General features: G+C 60.2%; 28 protein-coding genes. 15 read left to right on the top strand and 13 right to left on the bottom strand.

Features of this window, described 5'->3' with window-relative positions:
- The first annotated feature begins 1 nt into the window (after position 1).
- From M3484_RS22160 to M3484_RS22185, 6 genes are all read left to right on the top strand, one after another.
- Complete coding sequence (locus tag M3484_RS22160; protein ID WP_092898918.1) at positions 2 to 1,096, top strand: ABC transporter permease; 1,095 nt, start codon at positions 2 to 4, stop codon at positions 1,094 to 1,096.
- On the top strand, positions 1,093 to 2,022 hold the full coding sequence (locus tag M3484_RS22165) for an ABC transporter permease (protein WP_249499284.1): 930 nt from the start codon (positions 1,093 to 1,095) through the stop codon (positions 2,020 to 2,022). The genes M3484_RS22160 and M3484_RS22165 overlap by 4 nt, the downstream gene beginning before the upstream one ends.
- A 50-nt stretch (positions 2,023 to 2,072) precedes the next feature.
- Positions 2,073 to 3,170, top strand: a complete 1,098-nt coding sequence (locus tag M3484_RS22170) for a BMP family ABC transporter substrate-binding protein (protein WP_092898922.1) — start codon at positions 2,073 to 2,075, stop codon at positions 3,168 to 3,170.
- 100 nt (positions 3,171 to 3,270) lie between these two features.
- Positions 3,271 to 5,118, top strand: coding sequence for an aspartate--tRNA ligase (gene aspS / locus M3484_RS22175; RefSeq protein WP_249499285.1), 1,848 nt, complete (start codon positions 3,271 to 3,273; stop codon positions 5,116 to 5,118).
- Positions 5,118 to 5,570, top strand: a complete 453-nt coding sequence (locus tag M3484_RS22180; RefSeq protein WP_249499286.1) for a DUF1993 family protein — start codon at positions 5,118 to 5,120, stop codon at positions 5,568 to 5,570. The genes aspS and M3484_RS22180 overlap by 1 nt, the downstream gene beginning before the upstream one ends.
- A 100-nt stretch (positions 5,571 to 5,670) precedes the next feature.
- Positions 5,671 to 6,402, top strand: coding sequence for a GNAT family N-acetyltransferase (locus M3484_RS22185; RefSeq protein WP_249499287.1), 732 nt, complete (start codon positions 5,671 to 5,673; stop codon positions 6,400 to 6,402).
- Positions 6,403 to 6,760: 358 nt separating this feature from the next.
- Here M3484_RS22185 and M3484_RS22190 read toward each other — a convergent pair whose 3' ends face one another.
- Positions 6,761 to 7,513 (bottom strand): response regulator, encoded by a 753-nt coding sequence (locus tag M3484_RS22190; protein WP_249499288.1) that lies wholly within the window; start codon positions 7,511 to 7,513, stop codon positions 6,761 to 6,763.
- 142 nt (positions 7,514 to 7,655) lie between these two features.
- Between M3484_RS22190 and mce the strand changes: the two genes are divergently transcribed.
- Both mce and M3484_RS22200 read left to right on the top strand, forming a co-directional pair.
- The gene (gene mce, locus M3484_RS22195) at positions 7,656 to 8,078 is read left to right on the top strand and encodes a methylmalonyl-CoA epimerase (protein WP_249499289.1); all 423 of its coding nucleotides are present in this window, start codon (positions 7,656 to 7,658) and stop codon (positions 8,076 to 8,078) included.
- Positions 8,075 to 8,371 (top strand): DUF1467 family protein, encoded by a 297-nt coding sequence (locus M3484_RS22200; protein ID WP_249499290.1) that lies wholly within the window; start codon positions 8,075 to 8,077, stop codon positions 8,369 to 8,371. The genes mce and M3484_RS22200 overlap by 4 nt, the downstream gene beginning before the upstream one ends.
- A 123-nt stretch (positions 8,372 to 8,494) precedes the next feature.
- Here the strand turns inward: M3484_RS22200 and M3484_RS22205 are convergent, their stop codons facing one another.
- The 6 genes from M3484_RS22205 to M3484_RS22230 all read right to left on the bottom strand — a co-directional run bounded on the left by M3484_RS22205 (position 8,495) and on the right by M3484_RS22230 (position 12,695).
- The gene (locus M3484_RS22205; RefSeq protein WP_249499291.1) at positions 8,495 to 9,079 is read right to left on the bottom strand and encodes a nitroreductase family protein; all 585 of its coding nucleotides are present in this window, start codon (positions 9,077 to 9,079) and stop codon (positions 8,495 to 8,497) included.
- Positions 9,080 to 9,199: 120 nt separating this feature from the next.
- Positions 9,200 to 9,769 carry a methylated-DNA--[protein]-cysteine S-methyltransferase gene (locus tag M3484_RS22210; protein WP_249499292.1) on the bottom strand — a complete coding sequence of 190 codons (570 nt, stop codon included), beginning with the start codon at positions 9,767 to 9,769 and terminating at the stop codon, positions 9,200 to 9,202.
- A complete protein-coding gene (locus M3484_RS22215; protein ID WP_092901894.1) occupies positions 9,756 to 10,409 on the bottom strand; it encodes a 2OG-Fe(II) oxygenase in 654 nt (217 codons plus the stop codon). The genes M3484_RS22210 and M3484_RS22215 overlap by 14 nt, the downstream gene beginning before the upstream one ends.
- 104 nt (positions 10,410 to 10,513) lie before the next feature.
- On the bottom strand, positions 10,514 to 11,596 hold the full coding sequence (gene ada, locus M3484_RS22220) for a bifunctional DNA-binding transcriptional regulator/O6-methylguanine-DNA methyltransferase Ada (RefSeq protein ID WP_216279392.1): 1,083 nt from the start codon (positions 11,594 to 11,596) through the stop codon (positions 10,514 to 10,516).
- 568 nt (positions 11,597 to 12,164) lie between these two features.
- Positions 12,165 to 12,431, bottom strand: coding sequence for a glutaredoxin family protein (locus M3484_RS22225; protein ID WP_249499293.1), 267 nt, complete (start codon positions 12,429 to 12,431; stop codon positions 12,165 to 12,167).
- 27 nt (positions 12,432 to 12,458) lie between these two features.
- Positions 12,459 to 12,695: a hypothetical protein gene (locus tag M3484_RS22230; protein WP_249499294.1), complete on the bottom strand. Its 237-nt coding sequence runs from the start codon at positions 12,693 to 12,695 to the stop codon at positions 12,459 to 12,461.
- A 98-nt stretch (positions 12,696 to 12,793) separates the two neighbouring features.
- Between M3484_RS22230 and M3484_RS22235 the strand changes: the two genes are divergently transcribed.
- Together M3484_RS22235 and M3484_RS22240 are read left to right on the top strand one after the other, a co-directional pair.
- Positions 12,794 to 13,063, top strand: coding sequence for a hypothetical protein (locus M3484_RS22235; protein WP_249499295.1), 270 nt, complete (start codon positions 12,794 to 12,796; stop codon positions 13,061 to 13,063).
- Positions 13,064 to 13,596: 533 nt separating this feature from the next.
- Entirely contained in the window at positions 13,597 to 15,156 is a 1,560-nt protein-coding gene (locus M3484_RS22240; RefSeq protein WP_249499296.1) for an anti-phage dCTP deaminase, read from the top strand.
- 307 nt (positions 15,157 to 15,463) lie between these two features.
- Here the strand turns inward: M3484_RS22240 and M3484_RS23740 are convergent, their stop codons facing one another.
- Together M3484_RS23740 and M3484_RS22245 are read right to left on the bottom strand one after the other, a co-directional pair.
- Positions 15,464 to 15,595, bottom strand: a complete 132-nt coding sequence (locus M3484_RS23740; protein WP_283258547.1) for a hypothetical protein — start codon at positions 15,593 to 15,595, stop codon at positions 15,464 to 15,466.
- Positions 15,596 to 15,620: 25 nt separating this feature from the next.
- Positions 15,621 to 16,235: a thermonuclease family protein gene (locus tag M3484_RS22245; RefSeq protein WP_249499297.1), complete on the bottom strand. Its 615-nt coding sequence runs from the start codon at positions 16,233 to 16,235 to the stop codon at positions 15,621 to 15,623.
- A gap of 244 nt (positions 16,236 to 16,479) precedes the next feature.
- On the opposite strand from M3484_RS22245, the gene M3484_RS22250 reads away from it, so the two are divergent.
- Positions 16,480 to 16,647, top strand: coding sequence for a hypothetical protein (locus M3484_RS22250; RefSeq protein WP_249499298.1), 168 nt, complete (start codon positions 16,480 to 16,482; stop codon positions 16,645 to 16,647).
- A gap of 547 nt (positions 16,648 to 17,194) precedes the next feature.
- On the opposite strand, the gene M3484_RS22255 is transcribed toward M3484_RS22250, so the two are convergent.
- Complete coding sequence (locus M3484_RS22255; protein WP_249499299.1) at positions 17,195 to 17,395, bottom strand: hypothetical protein; 201 nt, start codon at positions 17,393 to 17,395, stop codon at positions 17,195 to 17,197.
- Positions 17,396 to 17,398: 3 nt separating this feature from the next.
- Positions 17,399 to 17,938, bottom strand: a complete 540-nt coding sequence (locus M3484_RS22260; protein ID WP_249499300.1) for an N-acetylmuramoyl-L-alanine amidase — start codon at positions 17,936 to 17,938, stop codon at positions 17,399 to 17,401.
- Between the two features lie 80 nt (positions 17,939 to 18,018).
- On the opposite strand from M3484_RS22260, the gene M3484_RS22265 reads away from it, so the two are divergent.
- Together M3484_RS22265 and M3484_RS22270 are read left to right on the top strand one after the other, a co-directional pair.
- Entirely contained in the window at positions 18,019 to 18,294 is a 276-nt protein-coding gene (locus M3484_RS22265; protein ID WP_249499301.1) for a hypothetical protein, read from the top strand.
- Between the two features lie 60 nt (positions 18,295 to 18,354).
- Positions 18,355 to 18,738 carry a hypothetical protein gene (locus M3484_RS22270; protein ID WP_249499302.1) on the top strand — a complete coding sequence of 128 codons (384 nt, stop codon included), beginning with the start codon at positions 18,355 to 18,357 and terminating at the stop codon, positions 18,736 to 18,738.
- A gap of 6 nt (positions 18,739 to 18,744) precedes the next feature.
- Here the strand turns inward: M3484_RS22270 and M3484_RS22275 are convergent, their stop codons facing one another.
- Positions 18,745 to 19,071, bottom strand: a complete 327-nt coding sequence (locus M3484_RS22275; protein WP_249499303.1) for a phage holin family protein — start codon at positions 19,069 to 19,071, stop codon at positions 18,745 to 18,747.
- A 194-nt stretch (positions 19,072 to 19,265) separates the two neighbouring features.
- Between M3484_RS22275 and M3484_RS22280 the strand changes: the two genes are divergently transcribed.
- Entirely contained in the window at positions 19,266 to 20,138 is an 873-nt protein-coding gene (locus M3484_RS22280) for a hypothetical protein (protein ID WP_249499304.1), read from the top strand.
- Positions 20,139 to 20,156: 18 nt separating this feature from the next.
- The gene (locus M3484_RS22285; protein ID WP_249499305.1) at positions 20,157 to 21,431 is read left to right on the top strand and encodes an O-antigen ligase family protein; all 1,275 of its coding nucleotides are present in this window, start codon (positions 20,157 to 20,159) and stop codon (positions 21,429 to 21,431) included.
- 13 nt (positions 21,432 to 21,444) lie between these two features.
- Here M3484_RS22285 and M3484_RS22290 read toward each other — a convergent pair.
- Positions 21,445 to 21,966, bottom strand: a 522-nt coding sequence (locus M3484_RS22290) for a hypothetical protein (RefSeq protein WP_249499306.1), incomplete at its 5' end; no start/stop codon positions are given.

Here is a 21,966-nt window from a genome sequence, read left to right on the forward strand (position 1 = left end):
CATGCTGAGGCTCGAGCGGCGCGCCACTCCGTCGCAGTTCTGGCTGTGGTTCACGCCGGTTCTCGCCGTTTTCCTGACCATGGTGGCGGGGGGGCTGTTATTTGCAGCGCTCGGCTCCAATCCCTTCACCGTGATCCGGACCATATTCTGGGAGCCGCTCGCGGGGGCCAATGCCTCCTATTTCCGCGCCCAGCTTTTCATCAAGGCCGCCCCCCTGATCCTGATCGCGGTCGGCCTTGCCATGGGCTTTCGTGCCGGCATCTGGAATATCGGCGCCGAGGGCCAGTATATCATGGGCGCGATCATCGGCGCCTCGGTCGGCCTCGCCTTCTACCCGACGGAAAACCGGCTGATTTTTCCTGTCATGATCGCGGCCGGCGCCTTTGGCGGCTGGGCCTGGGCCATGATCCCCGCCATCCTGAAGACGAAGTTCAACACCAATGAGATCCTCGTCTCGCTGATGCTCGTCTATGTCGCCCAGGCGATCCTCGCCAAGGCGGCGTTCAGCTTTCTGAGAAACCCGGACGGCATGGGCTTTCCCGGCAGCCGCAATTTCTCTGGCTATCCCGCCGCGCGCAATGTCGATCTGATCGAGCGCAGCGGGTTCCACTGGGGTGCGGTCGCGGCACTTGGCGTGGCGGTGGCGGCCTATGTGCTGCTGACGCGCCACGGCATCGGCTTTCGCATCCGCCTTGCCGGTCAGGCACCGCGCGCAGCCCGGTTCCATGGTGTAAGCCCTGCCCGGCTGGTGATCTTCTGCCTCGGCCTCGCCGGCGCATTGGCCGGACTGGCCGGGATCTTCGAGGTCAGCGGCCCCTCTGGCCAGATCACCGATAAATTCGCGACCGGCTACGGGTTCACCGCCATCATCGTGGCCTTCCTTGGCCGGCTGAACCCGCTGGGGATCATCCTTGCAGGGCTTCTGATGGCGCTGACCTATGTGGGGGGCAGCCTGGCCGAATCGCGGCTCAACCTGCCTGCCGCCTCGATCCAGGTCTTCCAGGGGATGCTGCTCTTCTTCCTGCTGGGTGTCGATATGCTGACCAATTACCGCATCCGCATCGGCCGGAGCCTTGGGACAGGAGCAGGCGCATGATCATAGGTGGCCTTGATGTGGCGATCCTGCTCGCCTCGCTGATGGTCGGCGCGGTGCCGATCCTGCTCGCGGCCCTTGGCGAGACGGTGGTGGAGCGCTCGGGTGTGCTGAACCTCGGCGTCGAGGGGATGATGATCATCGGCGCGGTCAGCGGCTTTATCGCCGCCGTCACCTTCCAGAGCCCGGTCGCGGGCTTTGCCATCGGTGCGGCCTCTGGCGCCGCCTTCTCGCTGATCTTCGCGCTTTTGACACTGGTGTTCCAGGCCAATCAGGTTGCCACCGGCCTTGCGCTGACCCTTTTCGGGATCGGGGTCTCGTCGCTGGCGGGCCAGGGCTATAACGGCATCAAGCCGCCGGTCACCACGCCTGTGGACCTCGGGCCCCTGCGCGATATTCCCTTTCTCGGGCCGATGCTGTTCCGCCACGACTGGGTGGTCTATTTCTCGCTGCTGATGGTGCTGGTCACCTGGGTGCTGCTGAACCGGACCCGCGCCGGGCTGATCATCCGCGCCGTGGGCGAGAGCCATGAGGCGGCCCATGCGCTTGGCTATAAGGTCAACCGGATCCGGCTTCTGTGCATCCTGTTCGGAGGCGCCATGGCCGGGATGGGCGGCGCCTATGTCAGCCTGGTGCGGGTGCCGCAATGGACCGACCGGATGACCAATGGCGTCGGCTGGATCGCCCTGGCGATTGTGGTCTTCGCCTCATGGCGGCCCGGGCGCGTGCTGTTTGGTGCCTGGCTTTTCGGCGGGCTGATGGTGCTGGGGCCGAACCTCCAGGCCGCCGGCTATGCCATTCCGGTCGAATATCTTGCGATGGCGCCTTACGTCATCACGATCATCGTACTTGTCATCATGTCCTCGGGTCGCGGCCGCAGCTTTGGCGCGCCGGCCTCTCTGGGGCAGAATTTCCACGCCTCACGCTGAGGCATCTATTGCCGGGGCCTGCCGCCCCGGCCCGAACGGGGAGACTACCCATGCAACGCAGAAACCTGCTGGCAACTGCCGCCATCACCCTCGGCCTCGCGCTGTCAGGCGGCGCCGCCATGGCCCAGGGCCTGGAAAAGGTGAAGGCCTGCTTCATCTATGTCGGCCCGATCGGCGATGGCGGCTGGACCTATCAGCACCATCAGGGCGCACTGGCCCTGGTCGAGGAATATGGCGACAAGGTCGAGATCGCCTGGCAGGAATCGGTCCCCGAAGGCGCTGATGCCGAACGCGCGATCACCCAGTTCGCGCTGGATGGCTGCAATATCATCTTCACCACCTCTTTCGGCTTCATGGATGCGACTCAGGCCGTCGCGGCCCAGTTTCCCGATATCAAATTCGAACATGCCACCGGCTTCAAACGCGACCAGCCGAATGTCTCGACCTATGACGCACGCTTCTATGAAGGTCGCGCCGTCATGGGCACCATCGCCGGCCATATGACCAAGTCGAACAAGATCGGCTATATCGGATCCTTCCCGATCCCCGAAGTCATCCAGGGCATCAATGCCTCGTTCATCCACGCCAAAAAGGTGAACCCCGATGTCAACATGTCGATCGTCTGGGCCTATACCTGGTTCGATCCGGCAAAAGAGGCCGATGCCGCCAAGGCGCTGATCGACCAGGGCGTCGATGTGATCCTGCAGCACACCGATTCCACCGCACCGCTGGCCGAAGCGGCCAAGGTTCCGGGCGTGATCGGCTTTGGTCAGGCCTCGGATATGTCGGCCTACAAGCCCTCGCCCCGCGTCTCGGCGATCATCGACAACTGGGCGCCCTATTACATCAAGCGCGTCGGCGCTCTGATGGATGGCACCTATGAGCAATCGGCGGCCTGGGAAGGCATCGCGGGCGGCGAAGTCGAGATCGGCGAGATCACCGAAGCCGTCCCGGCCGAAGTGAAAGCCGCTGCCGAAAAGGTTCGTGACGAAATCGCCGCCGGCACCTGGCACCCCTTCACCGGCCCGCTGAACAAGCAGGATGGCTCGGCCTGGCTGGCAGAAGGCGAAGTCGCTGATGACGGCGTGCTTGCTACGATGAACTTCTATGTCGAAGGCATCACCGGCGACATCCCGAACCAGAACTGATCGGGGTTCACCCCTGAGGCCCGCCGCTCCGGCGGGCCTTTTCATTTGCCCGCCGGCTGGCGCTGCGGTTTGTGCAGCGGGCAACATGGCGGGGCCGGGCTTGACTTCTTCTCATGAGGCGCGTTTTACCGGGGCCTGGAAAAACACCTCGGAAAGGGGACTGATGATGCACGCCTATCGCAGCCATACCTGTGCGGGCCTCGCACGCGCCAATGTCGGCGAAAATGTGCGTCTCTCGGGCTGGGTGCACCGGGTGCGCGATCATGGCGGCGTGTTGTTCATCGACCTGCGCGACCATTACGGCATCACCCAGGTGCTGGCCGACAGCGACAGCCCGGCCTTTGCCGAGCTGAACAAGGTGCGCTCGGAATGGGTAATCCGCATCGACGGCCGTGTGAAAGCGCGAGACGAAAGCCTTGTGAACGCAAAGATCCCGACCGGCGAGATCGAGGTCTATGCGACCGGCGTCGAGGTGCTCGGCCCGGTTGACGGCGACCTGCCGCTGCCGGTTTTCGGCGAAACCGAATACCCTGAGGAAACCCGCCTCACCTACCGCTTCCTCGATCTGCGTCGCGAGACGATGCATAAGAACATGATCCTGCGCTCGAATGTCGTGCGCTGGCTGCGCAACTCGATGTGGGATCAGGGGTTCAACGAATTCCAGACCCCGATCATCACGGCGTCCAGCCCCGAAGGCGCGCGCGACTTCCTCGTGCCCTCGCGCCTGCATCCCGGCAAATTCTACGCGCTCCCCCAGGCACCGCAGCAGTTCAAACAGCTGATCCAGGTTGCAGGCTTTGACCGCTATTTCCAGATCGCGCCCTGCTTCCGTGATGAAGACCCGCGTGCCGACCGCTCGCCCACCGATTTCTACCAGCTCGATATCGAGATGTCTTTCGTCACCCAGGAAGACGTTTTCGCGACCGTTCAGCCGGTGCTGCAGGGCCTGTTCGAAGAGTTCGGGGGGGGCCGCAAGGTCTATGCCGACTGGCCGCTGATTTCCTATCGCGACAGCCTGAAATGGTATGGTTCGGACAAGCCGGATCTGCGCAACCCGATCAGGATGGTCGATGTGTCCGAGCATTTCCGGGGTTCGGGCTTCGCGATCTTCGCGAACCTCCTGGAGAATGAGGGCACCGAGATCCGCGCCATTCCCGCGCCGACCGGCGGCTCGCGCAAATTCGCCGATCGCATGAATGCGTTTGCCCAGAAAGAGGGCCTGCCGGGCATGGGCTATATCTTCTGGCGCAAGGCCGAAGATGGCTCGACCGAGGCTGCCGGCCCCATCGCCAAAGCCATCGGTGCAGAGCGGACCGAAGCCATCCGCACCTCGCTGGGTCTGGATGTCGGCGACGCCGTCTTCTTCCTCGGCGGCAAGCCCGATGTGTTCGAATCCGTTGCCGGCCGCGCCAGGAACGAGATCGGCCGCGAGCTGAAGCTGACCGAGGAGAACAGCTTCCGCTTTGCCTGGATTGTCGATTTCCCGATGTATGAGAAGACCGACGAGGGCAAGATCGACTTCTCGCACAACCCCTTCTCGATGCCGCAAGGCGGGCTTGAGGCGCTGTCGGGCGATCCGCTGAATGTCTATGCCTATCAGTATGATCTGGCCTGCAATGGCTATGAGATCATCTCGGGCGGCATCCGCAACCATAAGCCGGAAATCATGTATAAGGCGTTTGAACTCGCTGGTTACCCGAATTCCGAGGTCGACAAGCGGTTCGGCGGCATGGTCAAGGCGTTCAAATATGGCGCGCCGCCCCATGGTGGCTGTGCGGCAGGGATCGACCGGCTGGTGATGCTGCTGGCCGATACCACCAATATCCGCGAGGTTATCATGTTCCCGATGAACCAGCGCGCCGAAGACCTGCTGATGAACGCGCCTTCTGATCCGACGAATGATCAGCTGCGCGAATTGCGCCTCAGGGTGATCCCGAAGGACGCATGATGTATCAGACCACGGTCCCCGTCTTTCGCCATTCCCTTTCGCGCATTGCGGATATGGTGGCGATTGCGGGGCCCGAGGCGCTGGATCAGCCCTTCCAGGACATGACGGCCCGCCAGCGATTTTCCATCGCGGCGGGCCTTTCCATTGAGATCTGCTTCCCATTGGCAGGGCGAGAGCTGCCGGATTTGCCAGAGGCGCTCGGGCCGCGTCTTGCAGTGGCGCGGGCCTTGCTGGGCGGCATGAAGCCAACCGAGTTTGACCCCGACCCGTCTCGCAGGATCCGGCGGCAGATCAACGGGATTCCCCTGGATCTTTCCGCCGGAGACTTCCTGCACCTCTTTGGCATGCCCTCGTTTTACTTCCAGATGGCGTTTGGCTATGCCGGGCTGCGGGCGGCGGGTGTCACCCTGAGCGAGGCGGATTTCAACGGGTTCGGCGCTCCATCACCCTAAGGCCAGTCATGCTCTGGAAATCAGTCCAGATCTCATGGCTGCTTGCCCGCGACAAGGACGCTGCCTAGCCTCGCTCCGGACAGTCAGCGGAGGGCGGGCAATGCAGAATGATCAGACCAAACCGGGGCCGGTCTGGGGCGAAGCCCTGCCCGACTGGACGCCGCCGCCATCGCCTGCGGGTCTCGCACTCGAAGGGCGCAATGTGCGGCTCGAGCCGCTTTCGGCCTGGCAACATGCGGCCGAGCTTCATGACAGTTTCGCCGGCCATGACCGGCTCTGGGATTATATGGGCTACGGGCCTTTCGCCACGGCTGCGGATTATCACCGCTGGACCGAAGCCTCTGAGGGCGACAGGGATCCGTATTTCCTTGTGCTGCGCGATCTGGAAACCGGGCGGGCCGGTGGGGTCGCCTCTTTCCTGCGGATCGCACCGGAAAGTGGGTCGGTCGAGGTGGGCCATATCTGCATTTCACCCGCTTTGCAGCGCAAGGTGGCGGTGACCGAAGCGATGCATCTGATGATGGGCTGGGCCTTTGCCGCCGGTTACCGTCGCTACGAGTGGAAATGCAATGCGCTGAACCTGCCCTCGCGCAGCGCGGCGCAGCGGCTGGGCTTCAGCTATGAAGGGGTCTTCCGCCAGCATATGATCGTAAAGGGTCACAGCCGCGATACGGCCTGGTTCTCGGTGATCGACAAGGAATGGCCGGCGCTGGAGACAGCGCATAAGGCCTGGCTTGATCCGTCAAATTTCGACATCGAAGGTCGGCAGAAGACCCGCCTCTCGGATCTGACACGCCCTTTGCTGGCGGTCCGGGATCCCGGGCTTTTGTGAACCGGGACGGATCTGAACGAGGGAACGAAACGCAAGAGCGGGTATCGGAAGGGCCCGAGCCCGGACCGGCCTGAGCCTTTGCCAATGCCAGGTCGCATGCGCGTTCGGCCTGGTGCTTTCCTGCGGACGGTTACAACACTCGCTCGTCTTGTAAGCGGCTGCCCTGTGGTGGAAGTCTTGCACAGCCCGGCGTAACCCATTGCAAAATACTCGTTTTCCGGGAACATCAGCGTCAATCTCAGGTATCCGGTGCCCTCCCTCACCTCCATGCGATGTTTGCAGCCGCCTTCCCGGGACAGCAGCCGGAGAAATCATCCATCCGGCTCTCGCGGAAAACGGCCCCTCACGCCCGGCACCCTCAGACCCAGCCCTGCCGCGTGCTGCCGGAGCTTTTACCAGGTGGCAGGAAAGCCGGCATCTGCCGGATCTTTTCGCTGAGGATCGCCCGGATCGGGCCAGGATCGCCGTTGCGGCTGACCGCTTCGGCTGCGGATTTCAGCGCCTCATCGCCACTTTGCAGCGCGAGGCCGGCCAGAAAACCGCGCAGCCAGTCGCGGGTGGCCTGTGCTGTGGGGGCATGCTGCAATCTGGCCTCGGCAAGCCGCAGATCATCGCGCAGCGCCATCGGATCGGGTTCCACAGCAGCGGGGTCGCCCCCGCCGCCAGGCGCGCCGTGCAGATGCCGGTCGCACAGATGCGCCAGAACCGCCGCCTGAAACCCGGCAAGATCGGGCAGCGGCTTGCCGAGATAGCCCGCGGCCCCCGCCCGCATCGCCCGCGTCATCCCGTCGCTGTCAGCGCTGGTTCCCAGCACCACCGGCCCGCCTGTCCCGCTCAGGCCGCTGATCAGATCTTCGCCCCGCCCATCGGGCAGACCCAGATCGACAATCACCAGATCCGGCCGGTAGATCCCCAGATGTGAGGCTGCAGCCGCCAGGCTTTCCGCCCGCCTGAGCCGCGCGCCCGAGCGCTGGCAAATAAGCCGCAAGGCCTCGCTGGCAAAGCGGCTGTCTTCCACCGCAAGCACCGTCAGCCCCCGCAGCGGCAGCGACATGGCGACAGGCAGAAGACCGGGCAATACAACCGGACTGGCAGGAAGACGGCTGGCCATAGGGCTGATCCTTTCGCAGCGGCGGTCGGGGGTGATTCTCTCCCTCCAGCCTCGCAGATCTCTGATGAAGCCTGCGTTAACAGAGGCCTCTCTCCCCCTTGCCCCGCCCAGCCCCGGCGCGCATAAGTCCAGGAGACCCTACATGAAGCAGGAGAAGCCGATGATCGGACGTCTGAACCATGTCGCCATTGCCGTGCCCGATCTTGAAGCCGCCGCGCGCCAGTATCGCGACACGCTTGGCGCAAAAGTCGGCGCCCCTCAGGATGAACCCGATCATGGCGTGACGGTGATCTTCATCGAATTGCCGAATACCAAGATCGAACTGCTGTATCCGCTGGGTGAAAACTCTCCGATCAATGGCTTTTTGGAAAAGAACCCTTCGGGCGGCATTCATCATATCTGCTATGAGGTCGAAGATATAATCGCGGCCCGTGACCGGCTGAAAGCGCAGGGCGCGCGGGTGCTGGGCAATGGCGAGCCGAAGATCGGCGCCCATGGCAAACCCGTCCTTTTCCTGCATCCCAAGGATTTCAACGGCTGTCTTGTGGAGCTTGAACAGGTATGAACCTCACCTCTGGCGTCGTCCTCTTCGCGGTCACCTGGTTTCTGACCTTCTACATCGTGCTGATGCTGCGCACCCGCACCCAGGCCGAGGCGGGCGATATCGTTCCGGGCACCCCCGCCGGGGCGCCGGCCGAAGAAAATATCGGCCGCTCGGCCCTGATCGCCACGGGCTTTGCGCTGGTGATCTGGGGGGCGATGGCGGCGGTGATCCTCTGGGGCGGCATCACCATCGAAGACCTTGATTTCCGTGGTATTCTGGAGCCGAAAGACAGCGTGGAAACGCCGTCATCCTGACAGGCCCACACCGCGCCCAAGCGGTGGAAAGCAGACGTGTTCCAGGCCATTCCCATGAAGGGCGCGGCCTGGATCAGCATAGACAGGACAAAAATCGGCGCGGCCGGCAGCGCCTGAGGGGGATCAGGCCGGCCCGAGCCCCCATTGCACCACCCGCGCAGGATCCGGGCGCGGCCGGTCGGGAAACGCATGCGCGGCTGTGCCGATATGGATGATGCCCGCCACGGTCTCGGCGCCCTGGCAGCCAAAGGCCCGCGCCCGGAACACCGCATCATGTGCCGGCCAGCCGCTGAGCCAGTTCGCCCCCCAGCCCGAGGCCGTCGCCACCGACAAAAGCGACATGCACAGCGCGCCCGCAGACAGCACCTGCTCTTCCACAGGGATCTTATCCGAAGCTTTCGGCGCGGAAATCACCACCACCGCCAGATGGCCGCGATCATACTGGCCGCGCCCCTTTTCAAGCTTTTCCGCATCCGCCCCCATCTCTTTCGCCCGTGCCTCGGCCAGATCGGCGAGGCGGGTGAAATCGGGTTTTTCCAGCACGATCAGGCGCCAGGGCTCCAGCTTGCCATGATCGGGCACCCGGAGCGCCAGCTGCAGCATCGCGGTCAGCTCGTCCCGCGACGGCACCGGCGGGTTAAACATCCTGGCCGGCTGCGACAGGCGGGTGGCCAGGAATTCCAGCGCGGCGGTGTTTTTGTCGGTCATCATGCTCTCCTTTGCGGTGCAGCGCCCTGTCGCGGCCAGCCGGAAAGCGCGGACGGTCGGGGGACACTGACCGGCGGACCTTGCCGTCATTTGCCGATGAGGTGAAGCCTTGCTGTGACATCACCCCGGCGCGGCAAAGCGCGCCTCGTGATCGAGCAGCCATCGTTTGCGCTCCAGCCCGCCAGCATAGCCCGTCAATGCGCCATCCGCACCGACAAGCCGGTGGCAGGGCAGGATCAGGTTGAACGGGTTGCTGCCATTCGCACGCCCCACTGCCCGCGCCGCGCCCGGCCTTCCGATCCGGAGTGCCTGTTCGCCATAGGTCACCGGCCTGCCGGGCGGGATGCGGCGCAAGGCCGCCCAGGCGAGGTTCTGAAACGGGCTGCCCGTCAGACAGACCACGATCCCGTCTGTCGCCACCAGATCGCCCGCGAAATAGCCCTCCACCGCCGCAGCCACCCGGCGCGGGATCGCCCCGGGTCGCAGATCGACCGGCCCGAGGCGGCGCGAGAGCAGCCGGTGCAGCCGGTCCTCATGGTCCGCATATTCCGATGCCATCAGCCCGCCCGTCGCATCTGTGACCATGATCAGCGCACCCAGCGGGGTCGCGATGCTGCCGATGGTCAGCGCAGCGGCATATTTACCGGTCAGGTCAGTGGTCGGATCTCCGGTCAGATCACCGGGCGTCATGGAAGATGATCCCAAGTGTATGCCTTTGCCCGGAGCGAATGCGGCTGACGCCATGACGAAGGTTGACACGGTAGCTGCCTCTTGTGCCCTCGACCGGCCGGTTATGCACCGCAAACGCGACCGCGTCACCCTGCGCCAGTGGCACCACCTCGGCCCGGCTCTGCATCCGGGGGCGTTGCTCGGTCAGCACAAACTCGCCGCCGGTGAAATCGCGCCCCGGCTCGGACAGAAGGAAGGCCACCTGGATCGGGAAGGCCAGATCGCCATAGAGATCCTGATGCAGGCAATTGAAATCGCCCGGCCCATATTGCAGGAGGAGCGGTGTCGGACGTGTCTGGCCGGCCTCATGGCAGTCGCGCAGGAAATCCTGATGGCGATCCGGATAGACCCGCCCTGCCCCCAGACGCGCGCTCCAGTCATTCGCAAGCCCGGCGAGATGCGGATAAAGCGCGCTCCGCAGCCCCGCGATCAGATCCGGCAGCGGATAGCGGTAATACTTGTATTCGCCCCGGCCAAAGCCATGCCGTGCCATGTGGATATGGCTGCGAAACGGCGCCTCTGCACCATAATCCCCGGCAAGATCCGCGCATTCCCCGGGTGAAAGAAGCCCTGGCAGAACCGCGCAGCCAAAACTGTCCATCCCGGCGGCAAAGGCGGCCCAGTCATATTGGCGCAGCCTGTCCACAGCGCCGGATGCGACATCAGGCGCGGGAACGGGCGAAGTGCTGACCTCAGACAGACCGCTCACAATCCACCCTCCTTTTCCAGCAGCGCGCGTTTGCGGGCAATGCCCCAGCGATAGCCCGACAGCGCGCCATCATTGCGGATCACGCGATGACAGGGGATAGCGAGCGCGATCCGGTTGGCGCCGCAGGCCTGGGCGACCGCACGCACCGCTTTTGGCGCGCCGATGCGGCGGGCGATATCGGCGTAAGAGGCGGTCTCTCCCGGCGGGATCTGCCGCAACGCCTGCCAGACCCGTTCCTGAAACGCGGTGCCCCGAATATCGAGAGGCAGATCAAACCCGGTCTGCGGCGCCTCAACCAGGCCCGCAACCCGGGCCACCAGCGCCTCGAATTCCGGGTCATCACCGATCAGCCTGGCGCGGGGAAAGCTGTCCTGCAGATCCCGGACCAGCGCCTCGGGGTCATCGCCCAGGGTAATGGCGCAGATGCCCCGGTCACTTTGCGCAACCAGGATCGCGCCAAGGCTGCTCGCCCCGACCGCAAACCGGATCTCGGCATCCTTGCCGCCATTGCGAAAAGCCGTCGGGGTCATGCCAAGCGCCGCGTCCGAGCCTTCGTAAAACCGGCTGCCAGAGCCAAAGCCCGCGCCATAGATCGCGCCGGTCACGCTGCTGCCCTTGTCGGCCAGCTCGGCCCGGACCTTGCGCCGGCGATGCGCGCTGGCCCATTGCGCCGGGGTCAGCCCGGTCACTGCCCGGAACTGCCGGTGGAACCACCAGGGGCTCATGCCGATCTTTGCTGCCAGATCCTGCAGCTTCGGCACCTCTTCGGAGGCCTCGATCAGCCGGCAGGCGGCGGCGACCAGCGCGGCATTCGCCTCGGTCACCGAGGGCCCACGCGGCGCGCAGCGCTGACAGGGGCGGTAGCCCGCCGCCTCCGCCTCATCCGGAAGATCGAAAAAGCGCACATTTTGCGGCTTCGCCCTGCGCGAGGGGCAAGAGGGGCGGCAATAGACGCCCGTGGTCTTTACCGCATAGACAAAGCGGCCATCAGCCGCCGCCTCGCGTGCCACCACGCTCTGCCAGCGCGGATCCTGTTCGGTCGCAGACGTGGTTGCGACAGCTGAATTACGGGTCGTCATCATGATGCCCCTCATGGTCCTGCTCATTACAGGATCAGATTAACCCCGTCATCCGGCATCCCCACTCCGATCCTTGCGGTCAAATTCGCGAGGTCTGACCCGGTCGCGAAATGCAAAGGATGCTGGCCTCAGAGCATAGCACAGGATCCGAACCGGAATGTACCTGCGGATCTGTGTCGCTTCTCGTGTTGCGGTCGTCACCCTTGTCCGCTGCAGCGGTCAGGGGCTGACTGGCCGGAAGAGGCCGTGCGGCTGGCGCGGATCGCGGGATCCCGGCAAGGGCCGCTGGCGGTGGCCGGGGATGAGGTGTGGTCAGGGTTTCGGGCGGATCTGGTCGCTGACCTCAGGTAGCCGGCAGAACGAATCCCGTACATCGTGTACGAAATTTGTACGGTCGGTTCGGTCGCGTAATTTCCTGCATCGGCGGATATCACCTTTTTGATACCAAAAGCCAAAATGCTGATATTTAATTATAAAATGGTGATCCCGACAGAATGGAAGCAACCAATGTGTTTCAAACACATAAGCCGTAAACACCCCTCTTGTGCGCTCTAGGGATTTCAAAGGGTTACGAATGGCCCTGTAAACGGCCCACCGCCTGATTACTGCCCATCGCGACGGCCTCAGCCAGCCTTGCCGGCTGAAACCCCGACCAGACCTGATCACCAGCAACCGCCAAAGGCCCTTGCCGCGCCCCGGCGATCACGGCCAGCCGTTCGACCTCTTCCGGCCAGTCAGCCCCTGCCCGCTCTTCATAGGCCAGCCCGGCCCGGTCCAGCGCGCGTTTCGTCGCAACGCACGGGCCACAGCCCGGCGAAGTGTAGAGGATGATCATGGGTTTGTTCCGGATTAGGGAGGTGGATCAGAAGCCGGTGTAGCCAGCAGGCGTCATGACCGGCACGGGCGGCGCAACTTCAGGCGCCAGCATTTCGACGAGCGCGGGCGCGCCCCGCTTGCCACAATGCAGGCATTTCATGATGGCGAGGGCCTCGGCGCGTATGACTGTGCCGCCCGCCTCGAGCCATTGGGGCGGCATATCGTCTGCCGCCAGGTGGCGCGACTGACCGCAAGAACATTTGAGGTGAAAGATCCGCTTCATGGTGAGAACATATACAGAACAGTTAACGATTCGAGAAGCCCGGAACCGGCCATATGCCATCTGTCCACCCCTCGGCCAACCCCTTCCAAAACCGGCGGATGATCCACGCCGCGCAGGACGGCATGATCATCACCATGCGGTGCAATGGCTGCAGGCGGAGCGTTCACTTCTGGGCATCGGATCTGGTGAAAGTCGTCGGAAATGATCACCAGCTGCATCTGGCACCGTGGCCTTGCGCGCGGTGCAAAAGTGCAGAGTGGATCAATGTCTCCTGGCGGGTGCCCTCACCCGACTTCCTGAACGGATTGACCATCCGCCGTCCGGTCAGGCAGGTTGTGAAATGGCTGTGGCGCAACGAGAAGGCCTGACGATGTGCAATCTTTACAGCCAGACCACGGCGCTCGAGGCGATGCGCAAGACTGGCGAACGCGGCCGGCGACATCGAACCGGGTGACATCTATCTCGACTGCATGGCCCCGATCGTCACAACCGAGGGGAATGGACATGTTCTGCGCCGCGCCCGCTGGGGCCAGCCCTCACACCGCAGTTCCACAGTAAGAGCGGAATCGACCAAGGCGTGACGGGTGAACGCAAAACAAATTCGCCAAATGGCGGCGCGGCCTCAGTCCGCGGCACTGCTGCCATTTCCCAAATCTGGCATAACCTGTGCTGCCTCTCCTTGTCACCTGAGCGAAGCGCACGGTTAGCGCCGCGGCGCGTAACGCACCAAACTTGCCCTTTCATGTCATTCTTGAAACATAAGTTCATCTGTTTTCAGCGAAATGGCGCACTTCTACTCACATGAATCTTGACAGGAGACGTTGCGCGCGGCGTTCATAGCTTCTAAACGGCGCACGTCTCAGCAAGCAAACGACTGAGCATCGCACGGAGGGAGACGACGATGGCGCTAGCGGTGATCGGCGGAGCAGTAAACGAAGGCACCGCTGAGAATGGAGTTCTCCTAGCAAACGACATCGATGAACGACTTTCGCAAGAGCTAGTTTTTGCGTTGGTTGGACCGGTAGGATCTGGATGCTCAACGGTAGCAGCCGAGCTCAAAAAGGAGCTCGAGATCAATTACAAGTACGACGTCGCACCGATAATATCCGCCTCGGAAATTATCAAAGCAACCCAACGCAAGCTAGGACTGGAGGTGCCAGTCAAGTCCAATATAACAAACTATGTTGATAGCATGCAAAAGGCCGGAAACGGCCTTAGAAAAAAGTATGGCCAAGACTATATTGCCAAACGAATCGTCGAGCAGATCCAGCGCGAGCGGAAAACCATCGGTGGATTCGATGGAAATAAGGTGATTCCAAAGAGAGCGGCTTATATAGTTGATTCCATCAAGAATATTGATGAACTGAAGTTACTACGGAAGATTTATAGAGAAACGCTTATTGTAATCGGCACATTCGCGCCAGAGGCGCAGCGTAGCCTCCGCCTAAGGATCACGCCGAGCGAGGAAAAACTCGTTAAAATTCTGTTTTCAAAAGATCAGGGTGAATCAGAATCGTTCGGACAGGCAACCAGGAAGATCTTTACCAAATCTGATTGCTTCATTTGCAATGATTCATCACTTGATCTATTAAAGCAGAAAATTCAAAGAATGCTTCGCCTCTGCTTCAATGTTGGAATCAATACGCCGACAAAAGCCGAAGCTGCAATGTACAAGGCAAATGCTGTTGCCGCCAATTCGGCTTGCCTTTCTCGGCAAGTTGGGGCGACCATTGTTTCCGAGCGCGGCGAAGTCATTGCCGTAGGGTGGAACGATGTCCCGCGCTTTGGCGGCGGACTCTACGATGAAGACACACGTATCTCGAATGGAAAAGACGAGCGCTGCTACAATTGGCAGGGCAAAGGATTATGCCGAAATGAGTCGACAAGAAATGATATCCTCGATGCAATAGTTGACAGGCTATCCGACGCAAATTTTGTCCTCAAGCGCACACCCAAGCATGCAATCAGAAGCCACCTCGCAGGCAGTCCAATTGATGCGCTAATAGAATTTTCACGATCAATTCACGCTGAAATGGAGGCGATATTATCAGTTGCACGCGAAGGCAAGCACTCACTCGTAGGGGCGACGCTCTATACAAACACCTACCCTTGCCACAACTGCGCGCGCCATATTGTCGCATCAGGGATCAAAAAGGTAGTTTATATAGAGCCCTACTTGAAAAGCCACGCAATAAAGCTACACAGTGACGCGATCACTGAGGACCTAACAGACGCAGAACAATGCCAAGACAAAGTATTCTTCCAGCAATTCGATGGTATTGCGCCCCAAAACTATCTAAAGTTCTTCCGGCCGGAGGGGGAACGAAAGGGCGATAGGGGAGTTATAACCGAAGAGAGGCCGAGTGATGCGCTACCCGTCCTTCGCATTGCCTTGGACGCACCTCTTTTGTACGAAGATGTAATTGTCGCTTCGCTTCTGAAGCTTGAGAAGGAGGAGTAAATCTATGTCGCATAAAGATTGCCCCGAACTTCAATATCAGTTCAACTTCCTGACTGAACAAGAAAATAACGTCCCTGTTAATTCGGGTTTACGCGTCTGCAACGTTGTTTCCATCGCAGATCGAACACTACTTAAGGAACGCCTACAGGCCCTAGAGAGAGTTCGGAAGAATTCAGTATTCGATACGAGCAGTATTGATGAAATCTTCCTCTGATCGAAATCTTGAGCACTGGTGCAGCACACCTTGAGCAGATTCTAACCCGTTTGTGAGCGGTTTACCCGTATTCCATCCACGCAATCAGCGGCTTCAGCCAGGAGATAACGCCTGACCGATCTTGCTCTGCACTAGCTTTGGGAGGATCGAGGTATCCGACCCGACCAGCGCCCGGATCGCATCCGGCACGCTCTCTCGCATATAGGCGATGGCCGCGTCACGCATGCGCGGGCCGTCCGCCACCCTACCGTCACCAGCGCTTGCAGGCACCCTCGGCAATCATGATCTCGCCCAGATCGCGCCCGTCTGGGAGGGAACAGACACCGACTTCGCGGTCGTATGATTTCCGCCCTTCCAGCCGGCACGTCAGCGTCTGTCCGTTGACGAGTTGCTTTACGCGGCGGGTCGCGCGCTCACCGCTGAACGTTCCGCTCTCGGCGCAATCGAGGTTAGCAATCCGGATAGGGATCAGCCCGACGACGATAGTGTCGCCGTCACGGACGCGGGTAACTCGGTCGATTAGCCGTGCAGATGGCGCACTTACGGATGAAGAGCTGTAATTTCTGTCGCTGGCCCCGCCACCAATGACGGCGACCGCGATGAAGCCCACCGCAAACACCGCGCCAATGCCCCATGTTGCACGGCGGATTCGCCACTTTACCGAGCGGAAGCTGTTGCTGCGCCTATATTGCTTGCGGGGATAGCTGCGGGGTTTTCTCATAAAAGTTGAAAAGTCTCCAGAATCATCAACCCTTAGTCTGCACTGGAGATCACGTTCACACCATCTCACCGACACCTGGCATCGATCAACGCGATCAGCCGTCCGCCGCACACCACGGCCCGCTCGTCCGGTGAGCTTCTTCATGGATGGCCCGAGAGCAGGAGTGGAGTCTATTGGGTTGCCCTCGGGCCTGTCGACCTGGAGGCTGTCACTTCCGACGCCGACACCACAACGATAACGCGACTGAGTGGATGTAGAACGATATTCTCTGGAGCGGGCGCATTCCCGCCACCGATGAGCTTCTTCATGCGCCCTGCCCTTTCCTCGGGCCTTCCGGAGCCAGTTGTGCTAAGCTTCAGAGGTGGCACAGCGCCGCAAGGAGACTTCCTTGACGAACTTCTCGCAGAAGACCCCCTTCAATCTTGCCGAATACCTTAGCCGCCCGGCGACACCGGCCGAGATTCAACGCGCAGCAACGGCTCGCAAAAAGCACCGTGACTTCATGGCCGGGCTGGAAGCGGATCGCGCGCGAGAAGCTGCCAGACGGAAAGCGTAAACTCAGAGCAGGCCCGCTCAGGCGGGCTTCGGCACGCCACCCAAGGGGCAGTTCTGCCTAGGCAATCATGCGAATGGACGCGTCACTTGCCAAACAGCATAAAGGCGCCATGCAACCACGGAGTGTGTGATGGATCTGTACATGGTGGCCGCTTTGCTTGTGGTGGGTTGGAGCTGGTTGAAAGTGTCAGCGTAAGAGTGAGATCGTCACCACGTGGGGCCTTTTATGTGGGCCTTCCTCGACCAGCCAGAGTGACAGCAAAAGTACGGCTTAGCCGAGCAAAGTGTCAGAGGTTCCAGCTGCTCGCAATAATGACGCTCCCAAGAACGGCAGCCGACAGAAGCAGGATGATCCCTTGAATTCTCATTCTACGGGCCCTTCTCTGGATTGAGGCGATTTCGTCAAGGAACAGGTTTACACGTCGATTGATCATTCCTTTGATCTGGGGGTGACCTGAGTCAGAGCCGCGGCGAAACCATGGCGAAACTGAGTCCTCGCGGGAACGTGCCGGCTCCGAACCACGGTTCCGGCACACTCCCGCCTGTTCTTACCTGACGCCCCACCGAGCGAACACCGCGCCAGAAAGGCCAACAGCTGCCATGACCGCGCCGATCAGCGCCGGCAGATCCAGCGACAGGACATGGGACGTTGCGTCATAGCTGACGCCCCAGCCAGAGATCAGCGCCACAGTGGCGGTGAGGATTGGCGACAGGATATAGATCACCATCCGGACAATGATGTTGTGCATGGGTCAGGCTCCTTTGAGATAGGCCGTGCAGGCCTCATGGATGGCGCGGGCAAGCGCCGAGAAGTTGCGATCTGCCGCGGCGCAGTCGCCCGGGTTGCTGCCGAAATAGGGCTCGAGCAGGATGGCGGGCGGTTTACCGGTCCAGAGCGAGGCCCCGCCCCGGCCGGTCTTCGCGATGACCTTGACACCGCGATCCCGGAGGCCGAGAGCGCGGACCATCCCGGCCTGGACGCCGCGCGCCAGGCGGGCGCTGTTGGTGGTTCCGCTGGTCAGGGTTTCGGTGCCGGTGGCGCTGACCGCTTCCGCGCTGTTGAAGTGCAGCTCGACCGAGGCCGAGACGCCCAGCCGGTCAACCTCGGCATAGGCGCGGCCGATCTCACCGGTGCCGTGCGTGCGGCGCACGATCACATAGCGCGTCGGGTCCAGATCCCGGATGGCCACCGCGAGGTCAGAGTTGATGTCGTATTCGGTGCGCATGTCCGTCACGCGGACAGCACCCTGCGACCGGGCGTTATGCCCGATCACCAGAGCGATTCTGGTCATGTCGATCTCCATGATGGATGTGAAAAAGCCCGGCGCGGCGGCCGGGCGGGGCAGATTGAAATTTCCGGAATGCGCCCCATATGCGGGGCATGTTCGCGATACCCTTCCATAAGCGGCTGAGAGACATGAGAGACCGGACAATCCGGCAGCCGGATTACCGGACGGTCTATGCTCACGCGCTGATGGTGGCGCACATGTCAGGCCGGCTGATCGCAGACGACCACCCAGGCTGGGCGAGGATCGAGGAGGCTGTGCAAGCCGCACGCGCCGGGGATCTGTCGGCGCTGGACATCATCGAGCGTGAAATCGCCCGGATGATGGGCGACGGTGTCAAGCCGCCTGCCATCCAGGAATGATCTCGGCGTTATGCCCGATCACCAGAGCGATCTTGCTCATGATGTTCTCCATGTTGGGATGTGAAAAAACCGGCACGGCGGCCGGGATGGTGGAACCATGTCCACATTTACGAGTTAGGCAGATATCAGCTCATTGACGGAGGAAACGATGAATATTGTTCGCTTCTACGCCGCCTGCTGCGCGGCATCACTTGTGGTCGCGGCTATCTCATTGTCTTACGCGCTTCAGGTATTGTGATGCTGATGCAAGGACCAGTTAAGTCCCTTCACTGCCTCGCTGCAAATATGCGGTTTGTCGAAAAGGGGTTTTGGCCGCGCATCGTTGAGAGATTTCAGGATACCCTTGACCTGCAAGAGAGCGAGGCCACCGTATCTCTCAAAGATGATCGGCTGACCCTCGCGGCCAACTCTGGCAGGTATGTGGTTGAAATCTTGGCTGCTTAGGCCGTATCACCCCTTCCGGCTGGCCCACCGCTCCACCATCGCTCCGGCACCACGCGGGCCCAGATAGGACAGGACGGCAATCAGCCCGACCGTGACCTCTCGTGACAGCCCCATGTAAGCGCCGAGCGCATCCCCGGCTATGGCCATGCCCACAGCTGTCGGGATTTCCCAGATCAGGTCATAGGACATGATCGGCCGGCGGCGGGCCCTGACCTCGCCCGCGTGATACATCGCGCGACCGGAGAACGCGGCTAACAGCGCTGTCGCGGCCCCGCCGATGAATTGGTTGATGGTGGCGATCAGGCCGGGATCGGGCGGGGGAAGATCAGTCAAAGGCGCCTCCTAGGGCGGAAATTGAGGAAGATTGGATAGGCGGCAACTCACCTCATGATACGCCAGGCACGAGAAACCTGAGGCTCTGGCGCCCTTAAGGCCCGCAGCGCGCCCGGGAGGTTAACAGATGGTTGCAGAAGACGGCTCGATGCGAGTAACTGCCCGCATCGATTCACTTTCAAGGCGAGTATCAGATGCGCAAAATAGCCGTTGCCGGCATCGCTATCGTAGCGCTTGCAGTGGCTAGCGAAATCGGAGCTCGGTACGCTGGCGTGATCGACTTCCCACTATATGAAGCAAACAATCGGGTTGGGTATCTACCGCTACCCAACCAATCTGGAAGCTTCATGCGTACGAACGACTTTTATACCAATGATTTAAGCATGGGCGTAATTGATACGTTTGAGAATACAGAGAATGATATTCTGTTGGTGGGCGATAGCTTGGTTTGGGGAGGAAACCCATACAAGCAAGCGGACAAACTCGGCCCAAAACTTCAATCTGCCTTGGATGAACGCGGCGTTGATGCCAAAGTTTGGCCGATCAGCGCAGGCAGCTGGGCAATCATAAATGAAGTGAACTGGTTGGAAGATCACCCTGTCGTAGTTTCAGCTACGGAAACCATGATCTTTATTCTCAACAGTGAAGATTTCGACCAACCCTCATCGTGGCGCAATCCACTCACGCACCCGAGGGAGCGCCCCGCTTCTGCCATAGGTTATCTTCTCTACAAATACATATTTAGCCCCGCAATCCCGGCTATCGAGGCAGATCTGACCGTACCATCCAGACCAGTTGGCGAAGCGCTGGCGGCGACAATAGCTAATTGCTCGTGCCGGGTGCAAATATGGCTTCACCCAATGAAGGCTGAACTGGCGTTACCCTCGGACCAAACCAATCTGGAAATGAACTTCTCTAAAATCGAAGCACTCCTACCTGAGGGAACGAAGGTGCATCGCATTCGAGATATACCGGATTGGGGTCAAAAACTTTACCGAGACAGCATTCACCCGACACCTGAAGGGATGAATATTTTGGGGCAAGCAATTGCCGCCTCACTTGATTAAACAAGGTGACGATTATTCATGTCTAGCCTGCTACTCGTCACTGCCGCGATACTGTTAATTTCATCCATCAAAAGGCCGGGTCATTTCGGCGCGCTATTTCTTTTCGGATACCCCATAGCGCAGCTCTGCGGCGTGCCGTTTTCGGCTCCGTTCTCGGCCCTAGCGGTTAGCATGCTGATCTTGATGCACCTTGCCAAAGATCACAGAACTTTTCGTCATCTCCACATCTCGATTGTCGACAAAACTGTTGCAATTCTCGCGATCACGATCCTGATATCTGCGTTATTCGCCCCCAGTACGGCAGTGTCATTCCCCTCTTACATATCACTAATGAGCCAGTTAGGGGCAGGATATCTAATATTCAGACTTTCATTCTCCCTGGCCCCTCTCGACAAGACAAGTCGAGAATTTCTTATTGCTTGCTCAATCCTTAGTGCAACAACATCTATTGTCTTTATAGGGAGCGGTCAGGCAACCAGCTGGGGTCGCTTTAAGCTGGAAGACGGAAGTAACATATCTGTTGGCATCACACAGGCCCTCGGCACTGCGGCAATTGCAACAATATACTTGATTAGCGCATGCCCAATAAGAAGAATTTTCTCGATTCTACTTTTATCAACATCATTGGCTTTATCCGTTTATGCGATCAACCTCACGGGAACTCGTGGATCACTACTGGCTATTACAGCCGGATCCCTATTTATCATCATAAAGCTCACATCAAGTCGCAAGATGTTGCGAAAACTTACAATCACTGTTGTTACGGCATCAGTCGCCGTTTTCATATACTCACAAGTCAACGATATCGATCTTTTCGCGGGCCGCTTATTTAAATTCGAGAGCTATGGATCAATATATGACACTTCATCGATGGAGCGCATTTACAGAATAAGAAACGCGCTTGATATCATCGACAGCAACATAATTTTAGGGGTTGGCCCGGGTGGATTTGATTATCTCACCGATCAGGACTACCCTCATAATATCTTTCTGGATATAGCAACCACCGGAGGATTGCTATCAATGGCGGCATTCCTGTTTTTGATCATCATCACTGTATCGACTTGCGCCAAGAAAAATATATTGAAGGCGCGCGATCATTTTGTCGGCGTCATGGCTCTTTTATTTGCCACTTTCATACACTACCAGGTGTCTTTTAGCCTCGAGCATGGGAAACCCCTGATGCTAATAGCCACAATAGCCGCAGCGACATCCATTACAAATAAGGGCCGCGTGATTGCACCTGGGGTCAAGAAATTTTCTGGTGGCAACTCAGGGGTAAGACCCGCGTGAGCGGATCCTACCATCAAGAGAACGAAGCATTATCCCACCGGCTGTCGGTATCACCGAATGCGAACCCGCATGACGTCGCGGTCAGATGTTCCGTCATCGTGCCGGTGTAGACAGAGACGTCATTGATCCGAACGGTCAGGGCGCTGCCAGACATGACGACTGCCACCTTGTCACCGTTGGCCGATGCTACCCCCAAGTCGGCGATCACATTGAACCCGCTGGTGTTGCGTAGAGCGAGGGTCCAGTGATCGTTGCTCGTGGTGCCCGCGACGATCTCGTAGGAGCCTGCTGCGGGATTGGTCAGGCGGAACACCAGGCGCGCACGGCGCGCGGCGCCCAGGTTTGCGCAGATTGCCGAGAAAGTTCCGTCTGTCACGCCGTTGTTGACATAGGCTCTCGACAATTGAGCGGTCCAATCCGGGCAACTCAGGGCGTTGCTGGTGATCGCAGGCGTTCCCGCACTTCCACTGATCGTCCAGGTTTTGCCACCCGTTTCGGTGGATCGCCCGGAGACAGGTCCGTTTGCGCCTGTGAA

The sequence above is a fragment of the Pseudomonas sp. GX19020 genome, from assembly GCF_023371075.1.
Classification (GTDB): Bacteria; Pseudomonadota; Alphaproteobacteria; order Rhodobacterales; family Rhodobacteraceae; genus Pseudogemmobacter.

What these genes read in the sequence shown, in the direction of transcription:
- mce (WP_249499289.1), top strand. Translation starts at nt 7,656, where the DNA reads ATGAAGCAGGAGAAGCCGATGATCGGACGTCTGAACCATGTCGCCATT.
- M3484_RS22170 (WP_092898922.1), top strand. Translation starts at nt 2,073, where the DNA reads ATGCAACGCAGAAACCTGCTGGCAACTGCCGCCATCACCCTCGGCCTC.
- M3484_RS22260 (WP_249499300.1), bottom strand. Translation starts at nt 17,938, where the DNA reads ATGACCAGAATCGCTCTGGTGATCGGGCATAACGCCCGGTCGCAGGGT.
- M3484_RS22285 (WP_249499305.1), top strand. Translation starts at nt 20,157, where the DNA reads ATGTCTAGCCTGCTACTCGTCACTGCCGCGATACTGTTAATTTCATCC.
- M3484_RS22185 (WP_249499287.1), top strand. Translation starts at nt 5,671, where the DNA reads ATGCAGAATGATCAGACCAAACCGGGGCCGGTCTGGGGCGAAGCCCTG.
- M3484_RS22225 (WP_249499293.1), bottom strand. Translation starts at nt 12,431, where the DNA reads ATGATCATCCTCTACACTTCGCCGGGCTGTGGCCCGTGCGTTGCGACG.
- M3484_RS22235 (WP_249499295.1), top strand. Translation starts at nt 12,794, where the DNA reads ATGATCCACGCCGCGCAGGACGGCATGATCATCACCATGCGGTGCAAT.
- M3484_RS22180 (WP_249499286.1), top strand. Translation starts at nt 5,118, where the DNA reads ATGTATCAGACCACGGTCCCCGTCTTTCGCCATTCCCTTTCGCGCATT.
- M3484_RS22230 (WP_249499294.1), bottom strand. Translation starts at nt 12,695, where the DNA reads ATGAAGCGGATCTTTCACCTCAAATGTTCTTGCGGTCAGTCGCGCCAC.
- M3484_RS22265 (WP_249499301.1), top strand. Translation starts at nt 18,019, where the DNA reads ATGCGGGGCATGTTCGCGATACCCTTCCATAAGCGGCTGAGAGACATG.
- M3484_RS22255 (WP_249499299.1), bottom strand. Translation starts at nt 17,395, where the DNA reads ATGCACAACATCATTGTCCGGATGGTGATCTATATCCTGTCGCCAATC.
- M3484_RS22200 (WP_249499290.1), top strand. Translation starts at nt 8,075, where the DNA reads ATGAACCTCACCTCTGGCGTCGTCCTCTTCGCGGTCACCTGGTTTCTG.
- M3484_RS22245 (WP_249499297.1), bottom strand. Translation starts at nt 16,235, where the DNA reads ATGAAGAAGCTCACCGGACGAGCGGGCCGTGGTGTGCGGCGGACGGCT.
- M3484_RS22215 (WP_092901894.1), bottom strand. Translation starts at nt 10,409, where the DNA reads ATGGACAGTTTTGGCTGCGCGGTTCTGCCAGGGCTTCTTTCACCCGGG.
- M3484_RS22240 (WP_249499296.1), top strand. Translation starts at nt 13,597, where the DNA reads ATGGCGCTAGCGGTGATCGGCGGAGCAGTAAACGAAGGCACCGCTGAG.
- M3484_RS23740 (WP_283258547.1), bottom strand. Translation starts at nt 15,595, where the DNA reads ATGCGTGACGCGGCCATCGCCTATATGCGAGAGAGCGTGCCGGATGCG.
- M3484_RS22280 (WP_249499304.1), top strand. Translation starts at nt 19,266, where the DNA reads ATGCGCAAAATAGCCGTTGCCGGCATCGCTATCGTAGCGCTTGCAGTG.
- M3484_RS22165 (WP_249499284.1), top strand. Translation starts at nt 1,093, where the DNA reads ATGATCATAGGTGGCCTTGATGTGGCGATCCTGCTCGCCTCGCTGATG.
- M3484_RS22205 (WP_249499291.1), bottom strand. Translation starts at nt 9,079, where the DNA reads ATGACCGACAAAAACACCGCCGCGCTGGAATTCCTGGCCACCCGCCTG.
- M3484_RS22210 (WP_249499292.1), bottom strand. Translation starts at nt 9,769, where the DNA reads ATGACGCCCGGTGATCTGACCGGAGATCCGACCACTGACCTGACCGGT.
- ada (WP_216279392.1), bottom strand. Translation starts at nt 11,596, where the DNA reads ATGACGACCCGTAATTCAGCTGTCGCAACCACGTCTGCGACCGAACAG.
- M3484_RS22190 (WP_249499288.1), bottom strand. Translation starts at nt 7,513, where the DNA reads ATGGCCAGCCGTCTTCCTGCCAGTCCGGTTGTATTGCCCGGTCTTCTG.
- M3484_RS22160 (WP_092898918.1), top strand. Translation starts at nt 2, where the DNA reads ATGCTGAGGCTCGAGCGGCGCGCCACTCCGTCGCAGTTCTGGCTGTGG.